Raw genomic sequence first — 14,284 nt, 5'->3', positions numbered from 1 at the left:
ATATAAACTTTAATTTGTTAAAAACGATACCATATTTCATGATATTATTGCTATATTTCATAAAACAGATAAGTATAAACTGTTAACCCCCGAATCATTCCCTCTCCTTGTAAAAAATCATTTATTTCCCGTCAACACAACGAGCTTTTATAAATCAGCACGAAAAAAAGACAGCAATTGCTGTCTTTTCCATCATGCCTTTAACGCATCTTCAAATGGCGCTGAATATAATCCTCTTGGCGCCAGCATATCCGTATCCGATTCACGGATTTCCCCACCGAGAGTATATGGACCTGCTGGAAAATAATCAAACATTTCACTTTCCTTATGTATGATCAAGAAATAATCGAATAAATCATCCATAAGTTCTTGATGTTCATCTATTTTGATGATTTCGCCACATTCATCAATTTCAAAGTTTTCATTAATCGCATCTTGAAGTTCCTCATTATTTGAATACGCGATATAAAAATCGACATCCCCGCACTCCATGCATAGCAAGAGTTTTTCTTCTAGTGCTTCTTCATAGGTCTTCAGGACGATTCCCTTTAAAATGGCATCAATCTTTCCAGTATTAATCAGTTTAATTTTAGTCTGGAACACAAAACCCCTCCAATCAAATACAGCATTTAAATAAGTAAACGCCAGTTAAACAAGCTCACCCTTAAATAGGAAATTGTTGAAGATCATTCTCAATAATCACATAAATCAAAGTCCCTAAGTTCGTTTATTAACAGCCATGGGAACCTATCCCAAGACTTGGTCATCAAGGGCAATACATGCAACCTCTAAGATCCCGTTTTTGAATTAGATAGGAATCCCCCACTTCGTGCATATAATAAGTTTGCCCACATAATTAGAATCATAATCTTCTATAATACAAAGAAAAAGATGATTGGAAGCGTAATCAGGCTTAATGAAGTACTTATGAAAGTAGCACTTGATACGAATTCAGGCTCTGTGTTGAATTGGAGCGCATACATCGTAGTGTTGGCCGCCGTTGGCATGGCAGCTACGATGATCATGATATGCCTGACCATTTCACCCACTGGTAAGGCAAGTGATAGCAGGAAGGCAATGGCTGGTGAAACGGCAAGTTTAAGTAACAGCGAAACTGATAGTTTTCGATAGGCAATCTTTTTCAGGGAAATGTTGGCCAGCTGCATTCCCAGTGTAATCATGATTGTTGGGATTGCTGCATTTGCTACAAGGTTAATAGCTTCCATAACCGAATTGCTTAAAGGTATGTTCCCGAACTGAAATACTGTACCCGCAATGGCTCCATAAACAATTGGCATCCGACATACTGCTTTAATCGCTGTTTGAACTCCGTTACCTTCCGGGCTGCCCTTTGCTGCGAAATATATGCCTATCGTGCACATCACTAACTGCTGTCCCACCATAAGGATTATTGCATAATCGAGTCCTGCGGCACCGAATAACAGGAAAATGACAGGTGTTCCGTAATTCCCGTTATTCATGAATGCCGATGCCAATATCATGCCGCTTGTTTCAGTGACTGTATAATTGCGAAAAAAAGATATGATGTAGACTACCAGAATGAGAGAAAGACAAAGTACTATCGTGAATAAGAACAGGTAAACATAATTAATCGTAAATTCTGCGGAATAAAAAGTTCGGAATACAAGAAAAGGTGACATTAAATATAATGCCATCGTTGAAATCGATTTTGTATCAAGTTTAAACTTTTTCTGACCAATGAAACCTAAAACAAATATACCGAATATCGGTAAAAGAACTCCCAAAAACCCCATGCATATCACCTTCATAATTCTAATGATTTTCTTCTAACCATATCAGTTTTATAATTATTTGTAAAAATTCTTTTAAACCACCTTTTGATTTCTTATATATTACCGCAAAATGAATTTTCTTTATTTTCAGAAAAAATAATCTATTTTCCAATACGTATGGTATATTGTTTATTATATTTACGTTCATAAACGTAACATCAACACTTTTTGGTTATTAATATATGAAGGGGTGTTTTTTTAGTGGATGTAAAATACATGGAGATGGCAGTTCGGCTTGCATATGAAAATGTTATGGCAAAGAACGGAGGACCTTTTGGTGCCATAATCGTTAAAGATGGCAAAGTCGTAGGCAGAGGATGTAATAATGTGACAACGGCCAACGATCCTACAGCTCACGCCGAAGTACAGGCGATTCGTGATGCATGCAGGAATCTCGACAGCTTCCAGCTTACAGATTGTGAAATTTACACTAGCTGCGAACCTTGCCCCATGTGCATCGGTGCTATTTATTGGGCACGTCCTAAAGCCATTTATTACGCATGTACTAAAGAAGACGCTGCACTTATTGGTTTTGATGATCACTTTATATACAAGGAACTTGCCCTGCCAATGGAAAAACGGACGATAAAAATGGAACAACTTTCTTTAAATGACCACGAATTACCATTTCGAACATGGGAAACCAGTACTGAAAAAGTGAAATATTAACCGGTTATATTTTTGTCAAAGGGGTTACGCATATGAAAAAAAACTTGCTTAAAAGGAGAATAGACGTTGCTGCTGGGAGAACGCCTGCGGATTGTGTCATAAAGAACGGGCAAATCATAGATGTTTTCAATGGTGATATCTATAAAGGTGACATTGCTGTCGTCGATGGTTTTTTTGCTGGAATTGGGCGTTATGAGGGTATTTCAGAAATCGATGCAGCAGGAAAATTCGTATGCCCTACATTCATCGATGGCCATGTCCATATTGAATCTTCGATGGTAAGGCCATCGGAACTCGCAAAAATCCTCCTTTTACATGGTGTGACGAGCATCATTGCAGACCCTCATGAAATTGCCAATGTTTCTGGCAAAATGGGCATGGAATATATGATTGATCAATCTGCTCAACTCCCTTTTGACTTTTACTTCATGATGCCTTCTTGTGTACCTGCTACGGAGTTTGAACACTCTGGTGCTGTCCTAAAAAGTGAAGATTTAATTCCGTTTTATCAAAACCCGAGAGTGCTCGGTTTAGCTGAAGTCATGAATTTCCCGGCCGTTTCACTTACGGAGGAGGATATGCTGCAAAAAATATACGATGCTAATAAACTAGGCAAAAGCATCGATGGCCATGCAGCAGGATTTTCCGAACAACAGCTCGATGTTTATATGTGTGCAGGCATTAAAACGGATCATGAATGCACTACAGCGGAAGAGGCAAAAGAAAGACTGCGTAAAGGAATGTATCTTATGATCAGGGAAGGCACCGTTGCCAAAGACTTAAAAAACCTGATTCCAGTTATAAATGAGAAGAACTCCCGACGTTGTTTATTCGTCAGCGATGACCGGCACCTTGACGATATTGTATCTGAAGGGAGTATTGATCACAACGTTCGACTTTCCATAAAAACAGGTGTCCCGCCAATTACCGCCATTCAAATGGCGACCATTAATGCAGCAGAATGTTTTGGCTTAAAGGAAACTGGTGCGATAGCACCTGGATACAAGGCGGACTTCCTTATATTGGATGACCTTGATTCAGTCATCATTCACTCTGTCTTTAAAGAGGGAAAGCTTATCGTTCAAAATAATCGTTTACTTAACTTTCCACCTGAAAAGGAACATGCCATTGACGACGGGTTGAAGCACTCCGTTCAATTTCATGAAATAACGGAAGGTGATCTGGCGATACCTTTTAAAAATAAGTTCGCTAATATTATTAAGATAACACCAAACAGCTTGATTACAAAGCATTCGATTGAACCGGTTACACTTAATCAGGATGGACTATTCCGGTTCTCCGAACATGTTGATCATATAAAACTTGCTGTAATTGAACGGCATCATATGACCAAACAAGTAGGTCTAGGAATCGTCAAAGGGCTCGGTTTGAATTCAGGCGCAATTGCCACGACAGTAGCCCATGATTCACATAATTTGATCATTGCCGGGACGAATGATCAAGATATGCTTTTGGCAGCAAATGAAATAAAAAAAATGCAGGGCGGATTGGCCGTAATCCAAAATGGGGAAATACTCGCTTCACTTCCCCTTCCGATAGCCGGATTGATGAGTGAATGGAATTATATGGATGTAGTCCGGTCGTTGAAAAAAATCGATGGAGCCCTATTGAAACTGGGTGCCAACAGGCATTTTAACCCTTTCCTTACACTTGCATTCTTGGCGTTGCCTGTCATCCCTGAAATTAAACTGACGGATCAGGGTTTATTTTCAGTTTCTGAGTTTAGGCATATTCCTATTGAAGCATCAAAGCCAGTCGATAAAATTTGACCCCCCTAGTCGGGGTTTTTTTCTTCTTACCCCAGTAATTTCTAAATAAATCAGGTTCCAACTCGACTTAAACCGGGAAAAGGATATAATGGGTATCATCTATGTTAAAATAAAATTAAACACAAATCTTTCTTGGAGGAGATAGATATGGCAAAACATGATAAACGAACCATAATTGGATACATAGGCACTTACACAAAAGAAAACAGTAAAGGTATTTACCGCTTCACTTTAGATACAGCAGAAGGAAAACTCAGTGCACCGGTTCTTGCAGCAGAATTAACCGATCCGACTTATGTCGCCATCAGCCAGGACAAGAAGAATCTCTACGCCATTTTAAAAGAAGCGGGCAGCGGTGGAGTTTCAGCCTATTCGATCAATGAAGAATCAGGTGAGCTTACCTTCTTGGGCAAACAACTGACACCAAATGGTTCTTCCTGCCATATAAGTGTCAACAGCAAGAAACAGGTCTTGATCACTTCCAGTTATGGAGAAGGTGTGATTGAATCATATCCTCTTCATGACGATGCGACCCCTTTGCCCGTATCATCCACTGTTCAGCATGAGGGTCAAGGACCGAACGAAGAACGTCAGGAAAAAGCGCACACTCACTTCGCCGGGTTCACACCGGATGAAAGGTTCATTGCTGTAGTAGACCTCGGAATAGATAAAGTAATAACCTATAAAATAGATAAAGGGGTTTTGGAAGAAGTAAACAGCTTATCTGTTTCTCCCGGCAGCGGACCACGGCACTTGACCTTTCACCCAAACGGCAAATTTGCGTATGTCATGGCAGAACTTGTACCAGAAGTCATTGTTTTGAGCTTCGATAGTCAAACCGGAAGCTTTTCTGAATTACAAACGGTTCGATCCGTCCCGGAAGATTTCAAGGAAAATAACCAAGGAAGCGCCATTCACATTTCAGATGACGGGCAATTCATATATGCTGCAAACCGCGGACATGATAGTATTGCCGTTTACCAAATCAATCAAGAAACAGGCAAACTGGCATTCGTGGAACTGGTTTCTACCGAAGGAAATTGGCCACGTGATTTTTCATTGGATCCTAGCGGAAAATTCCTGATTGCTTCTAATGAACAATCAGGAAACCTGACACTATATGCCCGAAATGAACATGACGGAAAGTTAACATTACTGCAAAAAGATGTTCAAGTTCCCTTCCCTGTTTGCGTAAAATTCTTATAATCGATAATAAAAAGGATTGAAGCTTGTATCACAGCAGCTTCAATCCTTTTTTTGTTATCCTTCTTTAATTCCATTTCTGCGCCATTTCGGGAAAATCTATATATGGGTTACGATTACCCTGCATTTCATGTATTGCCTGGTTTCTATGTTTTTCATAAGTGCTGACCGGAAAAAGCCGATGCCATTCCATAAGCAGCTCCAAGTCAATATTGCCGCTATCGATGATGCCCTCATATCTGAGTAAAAAGTATAAAGTAGCCCTCGCCACGATGCCTTTTCCGTATTCAGGCTCGAATTTACCCTCCTCTGATTTCCCGCAGCCCGCTTTTATACCCGCCGCCGATTTTTCAGGGATATAATCCTTAAAATCATGGTATGGATAGTTACTCCGGCTACTGTTACATGTTGGTTCACAGGCGAACAGATGATGCAAATCTCCCCTCATCGGTTCTTTTTTATCGAACCATGATTGAGGTACGACATGTTCACAATTAACGAGAATGTTCTCCATATTTGTTGATTCTATGCCTCTTGATACCACTTCCAGTATACGGATATCTTCCTCAATGACTCGTACAGGGTCCATCCCTTTACCGGAATACAGGCTTTTCAACTGGCCATTTTCCTGTAAGTCCACCCAAGGGTAAACATGACGATGTGGTGAGTAGTTCAGCTGGTTTTTATGGGTTGCCACAAGTAGGTCCTTAAATCCTTCCCGGTCCAAAGAACCATCTTTATAGTATGCCAGCTTAAGTTCCTGATCCTTGGTTTCATCATAGTATTCGCGGTTTTCATTGAAGTTCACAAGTGCAGCCATTGCCATTTCCCGTTCTTTTTCAAGTACTTCAAAACTATACTTCATCCACTCATCCCCCCGCTTCTATTAAAACCTAACTTTTACCATAATTTAAGTTTAATAGAAATCCATCTAGAAAAAAAGGTGCTTTAGAAGGGTCTAACGAAGAATTTCAATAAAATGGGTAAGGATTTTCGCCGTCATCCCCCAGATTACACGTTCGTTATATATGTAAAAATATTCTTCCATCTGTTTTGGCTGCCATTTATAATTCTCCCCGCCAACTACTAAATCATGAGGGAAGTTGTCAAGCGGTTCCACCTTATATTTGACATGATAAATCTCTGGAGGTTTTTCCATGAAAAAAGATAAGGGGACCGTAAAAACGGTTTCTACCTCAGCTGGATTAGGTATGATCCGTTGATGGTTACGAACAAATCCTGCATATGGATAGACAATCATCCCAAATGGAGATACCAAATAATCGATTGGAAAGACATTTTCGATATCTTCTTTTCTCAAATTAAGTTCCTCATATGTTTCCCTTAAGGCAGCATCCTGTTCATCACGGTCCAGCTTGTCTATTTTCCCGCCCGGAAAACATATATCCCCCGGCTGCCTTCTCAGTTTGTGTGAACGCTCTTCGAAAAGAACATGAATTCCATCCTCTTTCTCTATAAGCGGTACCAATACAGCATACTTTGAAAAATTCCCACTCCCTAAAATTTCAGGGATATGTAATGTCAGTTTTTTTGTTATAGCTTCAATATTCATGTCCCTCACCTCTTCTGCCTGATAGTATTGATTTTCTGCCACTCCTTATCATTCCATTTTCGAACATCCGCTATAACTAAGCAAGGAAAACGATTCCAAAATGTCCCCTAAGTTCGCAATAGAATCCTTTTCCGCCCCTTTTCCCCAGATCATTGCCAAAAGCACCGTTCAAATTTCTGAACGGTGCTAAAATTAAACGCAGCAGTCTCGTTTAAAAAGCAAAGTATCGATGCAATCTTTCTTAAATAAAGGCTGTTCTCGTATACTTTGTTGCTATTTACCAAGTAAAGCGGTGTGGTTGATTTCCCCTTCAAATGCTCGCTTTCCACGGGGCGGGCGGTGAGCCTCCTCGGCGTAAACGCCTGTGGGGTCTCACCTGTCCCTCTGCTCCCGCAGGAGTCTCGCACTTGCGCTTCAATCAACCTTAATTCTTTTTGTTATAAAAACAAAAATCTTTACGAAAAGAGCCTAAATAAATAACGGGTATCAACAAGTACATACAGAAATTTTATCAAATGTTGAATTTTCAGTTTTTTGCCATCACCTTATTTTCATAGTTCAGCTAGCGTTCGCTTTACAGTCGTTATGATGAATGAAAAATCCTCTTCAGTTATACTAAGTGGGGGGGCAAGGGTCAGGACATTATTGAAACCTGCTACTGTATCACCATTTTTACCTATGATCAGACCCTTTTCTTTGCATGATGCAATCACTTTATTGATTTTGGTAATTTCGATCGGTTGTTTTGTCAGTTTATCTTCCACTAGTTCAATGCCTACCAACAAACCTTTGCCACGTACATCCCCAACATTCGGGTGAGATTTGATTTCTTCAAACTCTTGCAGAAAGCGTAGGCCTAGCTCCTTAGACCGTTCTATAAGTTTTTCATTTTCATATATTTCAATATTCTTCAAAGCAAGGGCACAGGCAGCCGGATTGCCGCCAAATGTATTTACATGTCGAAAGCGGTCATAAACGTCTGAGCCAATATACGCTTCATAAATTTCACGTTTGACTGCTGTAGCGGATAATGGCAGGTAAGCGCTAGTGATTCCTTTAGCCATTGTTACGATGTCTGGTTTTACATCATAGTTCATAAATCCGAACTTCTTACCGGTACGGCCAAACCCGCAAATGACCTCATCCGAAATGAGAAGGACACCATTTTTCTCACAAATTTCCTTGACACGTTTCATATAACCATCAGGCGGCATCAAAATTCCGCCCCCAGTGATGATTGGTTCCATGATGACCGCAGCCACCGTTTCGCTCAACTCCCATGTAATGGTCCGTTCAATTTCCGCTGCACTTATTTCTCCGCTTTCATCCTCTGGATTTCGGTAAGAATCTGGCGGTGATACATGAAGAAATCCTGGGGCGAGTGGTTCATATTTATATTTTCGCTGTGCCTGCCCGGTGGCTGACAGGGCGCCCATTGAATTTCCATGATAGCCGCGATAACGGGAAATGAATTTATAACGTCCATGTTCACCTTTTTGCTGATGATACTGCCGCGCAATTTTAAAAGCAGTCTCATTCGCTTCCGAACCGCTGTTAGAGAAGAAAATCACATAATCCCCACCAAGCCATTCATTTAATTTCTCTGCTAGCTTAATGGCCGGGATGTGGCTATTCGTTAAAGGGGCATAAGGAAGTTCCTTCAGCTGCTCGTAAGCCGCATCAGCCAATTCCGTGCGGCCATACCCAACGTTGACACACCATAAACCTGACATCCCATCCAGGAAACGATTCCCATCAACATCCGTTATCCATGCTCCTTGCCCGTTTTTGATCACCATTGCTCCAGGACTGGATTCAGCCCCTTTCATATGATGCCATACATATTTACCATCCATCGCTTTAAGATCCTGACCCTGTTTTTCAACTTGCATAAGGTACACTCCTCCTAAAATAATTTATAAATGAAGGCCGACCACAATTTGTGTCGACCCCCAATTTCCTATCAGTATCTTGCCGTTAACATTTTCTTTCTAGTGTAAAATTCAACGCCGTCTTTCCCATTGGCATGAAGATCTCCATAAAATGAACTTTTATATCCGGAAAATGGAAAGAATGCCATTGGCGCCGGTACCCCAAGGTTAATACCAAGCATACCTGCATCAATTTCTTCGCGAAATTCCCGGATGGCTTTTGCACTATCCGTATAGAGGCAGGCACCATTGGCAAATTCGGATTGATTGGTCAATTCGATTGCTTCTTCAAGGGTATTAACCCGTACTATGGATAAGACAGGGGCAAAAATTTCATCCTTCCAAATTTTCATATTTGTTTTCACATGATCAAATAAGGTCGGTCCAACGTAATAGCCATTTTCCTGATCGCCTTCATGCCTGCCATCACGAAGGAGGACAGCTCCTTCTTTTTCCCCGATTTCAATATATTGTTCAGTTCTCTTTTTATGAGTATCACGGATCACTGGTCCCAGGAAAACGTCCTTATCCATTCCATTTCCAATCTTGATATCATCCGCTGCAGCCTTTAATCTCTCAACGAGCGAATCTCCCACTTCCCCCACCGCAACAACCACTGATGCAGCCATGCAGCGCTCGCCTGCAGAACCGAAAGCGGCATTCGTTATGTTCGTTACCGCATTATCCAAATTCGCATCAGGCATGACGATTGAATGATTTTTCGCTCCTGATAAAGCCTGGACACGTTTTTTATTGGCAGCTGCCGTTTTGTATACATACTCTGCGACAGGCTGGGATCCCACAAATGATACCGCTTTAATGTCTTCATGTTCCAAAATCCCATTCACAACATCGTGGGCTCCATGGACAATATTGACAACCCCATCTGGAACTCCAGCTTCTGTCAATAATTCCACAAGACGGTTGGCTAAAAGCGGTGTCCGTTCTGAAGGTTTTAAGATAAACGTATTTCCACAAGCTATTGCCAGCGGGAACATCCAACATGGCACCATCATCGGGAAATTAAACGGTGTAATCCCGGCAACGACACCCATTGGATACCGATACATGCCAGATTCAATGCCTGGGGAAATATCAGGTAGCTGACTGCCCATCATCAATGTAGGCGCACCTGCTGCGAACTCTACGCATTCAATCCCACGCTGAACCTCACCATATGCTTCTGTATAGCTTTTTCCGTTTTCGATAGTGACCAGCTTTGCAAGCTCATCCCAATGTTCTATCAATAATTGCTGGTAACGGAATAAGTAGCGAGCTCTTTTTGGAACGGCCACCTTTTTCCATTCTTTAAAAGCCTTTTTAGCAACCTGCACCGCTTGGTTTACATCTTCCTTTGTTGAAAGGGGAACGATTGCCAATGCTTCCCCTGTTGCCGGATTAGGCACTTGTTCATGTTTCGAAGTTGTGGACTCCACCCATTTGCCACCGATATAATTTTTCAACGTTTCTACATCATTGATAACTGCCATTAATATACCCTCCATTTCAACACGATTTCATAGTTTCATTATATTTTTCAAATCGACTTTTTTCATTAGACGTTTTGTATAGTTTTTTATTCAATATTTGCACATATTGTTTGTTTTTGATTTTCCCATATTTATAATTATCATGAACAGAAATTCAGGCTTTCAAAGCCGATGTATATCTCCTTATTATTATCTCTTTGATCAGCTGACTTCACAGCCATCATTTTATGATGGAATATAGCTTTAGGTCTTGATGCTTTCCCTTAACAAACATTCCTTTTCTTATGATTCCCTCAAAAGACATGCCAGACTTTTGCATGACTCGCTCTGAACCCAAATTTTCAACGAAGCACCGTGCTTGTATTCGAACTAGGTTCATATTTTCAAAGCCAAAAGCGATTATCTTTTGAGCTGCCTCCGTCATCAAGCCACTCCCCCAATATTCGGGTGCAAGCACATATCCGATTTCTGCACTATGATGATCAACCTGCCATGTAACAAAATCAATCGTACCAATCAACTTACCACTATGCTTGTGTTCTATGCCCCATAGAGCAATTTTATTATCCTCATAATTTTGTAGGATAAATCGGATAAAATCTTTTGTATCACTTAGGGAACGATGAGCTTCCCATGTGACATAACGGGAAACTTCACTGTTGGATGCATAAGTGAACATGTCTTCGGCATCATTCATGGTGACTTTCCTCATTACCAAGCGTTTTGATTCAATAGTAGGCAGCTGTCCATATATGTCTTTCACGTTCATGAATACACCCCATTCCATTGATTACTAGTATTATAGCATGATTGTTAAGCACTCGCTGTCCCATTTAAAATATTATCGGAACTTACGAATGATTCGGAAAAGAATGATGCAGGGGGTGAAAATTTTAAAAAGTCAAAATTTGAATGAGTTCTTTTCTGGAAAAATCGGACAGGAAACTTAAAAATCGCCAAGTCTTTTGGGATGACCGTATTAGGAATGCGTCATAAATCGGAAAAATTTGTAGATGAGATGTCCACAACTACAACTTGCGATTGATTAACTTGAATTCTTTTTTTCGAAAATATTCCGTGTTTTTAGGGTCAATGTAATGTCACGGCAAGCACACCCAGGTGGATAATAATGGGCATCAAGATTTATTCATTGCTGTGTACATAAATAATCTTCCTTTGTTAGCTTGCAGATTCCGACATTATCTGTTATATTTAAAAAGAATTATTTTTGTTCGGGAAGATTGATAAGTGAAAAACTTTTCGTCTAATGATTGAGCAAGGGTAGTAACACAATGTGTGGATTCACACTAGGAGGCAACAACAATGGAACAAGGTAAAGTAAAATGGTTTAACGCAGAAAAAGGATTTGGCTTCATCGAACGCGAAAACGGAGACGATGTATTCGTACATTTCTCAGCTATCCAAAGCGAAGGATTCAAATCATTAGACGAAGGTCAAGAAGTTACTTTTGAAGTTGAGCAAGGTCAACGTGGACCCCAAGCTACTAACGTTCAAAAAGCGTAATTTTAAATACAATATAACGGACCCTACTTGTAGGGTCTGTTTTTTTATTGAAAAAGCAATCATAAAAAAACCCTATTCACATGGAATAGGGAACATGAAACAAGTATAGTAAATGGTAAACTCAGTATAACACACTAAGAATAGAAACCCTAATTTATCCGAAAAGTAAAAATTATCACGCACTTCCGAAGCTCTGGATTCCCTGATATTACCCCATTCATTTCTTCTCCACTTCATAGGTTCGGTCCGTTCCCCATGGATAAAACGGTGGCATATCAGTGCTGCTTTTCATTTTGAATTCGGCTTTCCTTTTTTTGAGGAAAGCTTCAATCCCTTCGAGTGCATCCGCTTGTTTTCCGGTCCAATGAATCATTTTCGATTCTATTTTGTGTGATTCAACAGGATGGTTCGCACCAAGCATCGTCCACATTAACTGCCGGGATAGCGTCACAGAGACGGAAGATGTATTTTCCGCAATGTCAGTTGCAATTTCCATTGCAGCCGACATCAATTCGTCTGGCTCAACGATCTTATTTACCAACCTTCCCTCATTTGCTTCACTGGCCGAAATCATCCTGCCGGTAAAAATCCATTCGGAAGCTTTACCCATTCCTACAAGCCTAGGTAAGAACCAGCCGCTGCATGCCTCCATGGTGATCCCCCGCCTCGCAAATACAAAGCCCATTTTTGCATTTGATGAAGCAATTCTAATGTCCATGGGCAAAGTCATTGTTATCCCTATCCCGACTGCCGCTCCATTAATGGCGGCTATCATAGGTTTCTTCATCTCAAAAATCCGTAATGACAGCATTCCCCCTGCATCGCGATATTCAACCAAAGGAGTGTGATCCATAAAGGTTTCTGCACCTTTTTCCAAATCCATCCCAGCACAAAAAGCATCTCCAGCGCCAGTTAAAATGACGGCTCGTACGTCATCATTTTCGTCCGCTTCATTAAAAGCGTGAATCATCTCTTCACACATTTTTTCATTGAAAGCATTCATTTTCTCAGGACGATTAAGAGTAACAATCATGACACGATCGACGATTTCACTAGTTATCGTGGAATACACTAACAATCCCTCCTTCTCTCACAAATCGAAAAAATTCTATAGAAGTTAATTTTTACATATAATTACATATTATATGTTTTATTTTCAGATTCCTAGTAATTTATTTTGATATCCCGATAATTAATTTAAATCTTCAGGTAATCGCTCCTATTCTAATAACATTTTACATAAGTGTGTAAAAAAGACCAGTTGCAAATGCAACTGGTTTTTTTGTTTACCAATATAAATGACAAGCAACGAAATGCCCTGGTTTTTGTTCTTTCCATTCAGGTACAGCACTGGAGCATATCTCCATCGCTTTAGGGCAGCGAGTTCGGAATACACAGCCGCTCGGCGGATTGATGGGACTTGGTACATCCCCTTTAAGTACGATTCTTTCCCGTTTAATAGTCGGGTCTGGTATCGGCACTGCAGAAAGCAAAGCCTGTGTGTATGGGTGAAGCGGATCTTTCGTTAAAGAATCACTATCCGAAAGTTCCATCATTCTTCCAAGGTACATGACTAAAATTCGATCTGAAATATATTTGACCATTGATAAATCATGCGCGATGAATAAATAAGTCAATCCCATTTCTTTTTGAAGCTCTTTTAATAAGTTGACCACTTGAGCCTGTATTGAAACATCCAAGGCAGAAATAGGTTCATCACAAACGATGAATTTAGGATTTAAAGCCAAAGCCCTTGCAATTCCAATACGCTGGCGTTGTCCCCCACTGAATTCATGGGGAAAACGAGTGATATGTTCCGGACTTAATCCAACCAGCTTTAACAAGTCTTCCACCCGTTTTCTTCGCTCTTTACCTTTTGATATCCCATGAATGGCAAGTGGCTCCCCAATCAATTCCTCCACCTTCATCCTTGGGTTCAAGGATGCATAGGGATCTTGGAAAATCATTTGTATTTCACGGCGGATATGTGACATTTCCCCAGGTTTGTAATCGAAAACATTTTTCCCCTGAAAAAGAACTTCTCCATCTGTCGGTTCATAAAGCCGAGTGATTGTACGGCCTGCTGTCGATTTTCCGCAGCCGCTTTCCCCGACAAGACCGACAGTTTCCCCTGGATAGATTTTGAGATCCAAACCATCCACCGCTTTCAGCGATTGAGAACCAATAGGAAAGTACTTTTTCAGATTCTTTATTTCAACAAGAGGAGAATTTTCGTTGTCCGTCATTTCTTTTACGACCTTATTTTTCAGTGAAACCATTGGTTCTCCTC

The 14,284-nt window shown here is 40.5% G+C and carries 13 protein-coding genes; 4 read left to right on the top strand and 9 right to left on the bottom strand.

Annotated features, from left to right (window positions below):
• Positions 1-192: 192 nt before the first annotated feature.
• Positions 193-603 (bottom strand): hypothetical protein, encoded by a 411-nt coding sequence (locus ACFRAK_RS18315; RefSeq protein ID WP_394572202.1) that lies wholly within the window; start codon positions 601-603, stop codon positions 193-195.
• A gap of 269 nt (positions 604-872) precedes the next feature.
• Positions 873-1,775 (bottom strand): AEC family transporter, encoded by a 903-nt coding sequence (locus ACFRAK_RS18310; RefSeq protein ID WP_260287526.1) that lies wholly within the window; start codon positions 1,773-1,775, stop codon positions 873-875.
• A gap of 255 nt (positions 1,776-2,030) precedes the next feature.
• On the opposite strand from ACFRAK_RS18310, the gene ACFRAK_RS18305 reads away from it, so the two are divergent.
• The 3 genes from ACFRAK_RS18305 (at position 2,031) to ACFRAK_RS18295 (ending at position 5,479) form a co-directional block, all read left to right on the top strand.
• Positions 2,031-2,483 carry a nucleoside deaminase gene (locus tag ACFRAK_RS18305; RefSeq protein ID WP_394572204.1) on the top strand — a complete coding sequence of 151 codons (453 nt, stop codon included), beginning with the start codon at positions 2,031-2,033 and terminating at the stop codon, positions 2,481-2,483.
• 32 nt (positions 2,484-2,515) lie between these two features.
• Positions 2,516-4,273 (top strand): adenine deaminase, encoded by a 1,758-nt coding sequence (gene ade, locus ACFRAK_RS18300; RefSeq protein ID WP_394572201.1) that lies wholly within the window; start codon positions 2,516-2,518, stop codon positions 4,271-4,273.
• A 147-nt stretch (positions 4,274-4,420) separates the two neighbouring features.
• Positions 4,421-5,479 carry a lactonase family protein gene (locus ACFRAK_RS18295; RefSeq protein ID WP_394572200.1) on the top strand — a complete coding sequence of 353 codons (1,059 nt, stop codon included), beginning with the start codon at positions 4,421-4,423 and terminating at the stop codon, positions 5,477-5,479.
• 64 nt (positions 5,480-5,543) lie between these two features.
• On the opposite strand, the gene ACFRAK_RS18290 is transcribed toward ACFRAK_RS18295, so the two are convergent.
• The 5 genes from ACFRAK_RS18290 to ACFRAK_RS18270 form a co-directional block, all read right to left on the bottom strand.
• Positions 5,544-6,341, bottom strand: a complete 798-nt coding sequence (locus tag ACFRAK_RS18290; RefSeq protein ID WP_394572198.1) for an endonuclease I family protein — start codon at positions 6,339-6,341, stop codon at positions 5,544-5,546.
• Positions 6,342-6,434: 93 nt separating this feature from the next.
• Positions 6,435-7,049 (bottom strand): NUDIX hydrolase, encoded by a 615-nt coding sequence (locus ACFRAK_RS18285; RefSeq protein WP_394572197.1) that lies wholly within the window; start codon positions 7,047-7,049, stop codon positions 6,435-6,437.
• A gap of 551 nt (positions 7,050-7,600) precedes the next feature.
• Positions 7,601-8,941: an aspartate aminotransferase family protein gene (locus tag ACFRAK_RS18280; protein WP_394572196.1), complete on the bottom strand. Its 1,341-nt coding sequence runs from the start codon at positions 8,939-8,941 to the stop codon at positions 7,601-7,603.
• A gap of 71 nt (positions 8,942-9,012) precedes the next feature.
• Entirely contained in the window at positions 9,013-10,470 is a 1,458-nt protein-coding gene (locus ACFRAK_RS18275; RefSeq protein ID WP_387708128.1) for a CoA-acylating methylmalonate-semialdehyde dehydrogenase, read from the bottom strand.
• A 220-nt stretch (positions 10,471-10,690) separates the two neighbouring features.
• On the bottom strand, positions 10,691-11,239 hold the full coding sequence (locus ACFRAK_RS18270) for a GNAT family N-acetyltransferase (protein ID WP_394572195.1): 549 nt from the start codon (positions 11,237-11,239) through the stop codon (positions 10,691-10,693).
• 554 nt (positions 11,240-11,793) lie between these two features.
• Here ACFRAK_RS18270 and ACFRAK_RS18265 point away from each other — a divergent pair.
• On the top strand, positions 11,794-11,994 hold the full coding sequence (locus ACFRAK_RS18265) for a cold-shock protein (protein ID WP_029714163.1): 201 nt from the start codon (positions 11,794-11,796) through the stop codon (positions 11,992-11,994).
• A gap of 217 nt (positions 11,995-12,211) precedes the next feature.
• On the opposite strand, the gene ACFRAK_RS18260 is transcribed toward ACFRAK_RS18265, so the two are convergent.
• Both ACFRAK_RS18260 and ACFRAK_RS18255 read right to left on the bottom strand, forming a co-directional pair.
• Entirely contained in the window at positions 12,212-13,066 is an 855-nt protein-coding gene (locus tag ACFRAK_RS18260) for a crotonase/enoyl-CoA hydratase family protein (protein WP_387598999.1), read from the bottom strand.
• Between the two features lie 214 nt (positions 13,067-13,280).
• Positions 13,281-14,273: an ABC transporter ATP-binding protein gene (locus ACFRAK_RS18255; protein ID WP_387599002.1), complete on the bottom strand. Its 993-nt coding sequence runs from the start codon at positions 14,271-14,273 to the stop codon at positions 13,281-13,283.
• Positions 14,274-14,284: the final 11 nt, after the last annotated feature.

This window comes from Peribacillus sp. NPDC056705, from assembly GCF_043656335.1.
This window is presented reverse-complemented; position numbering and strand designations above follow the sequence as displayed.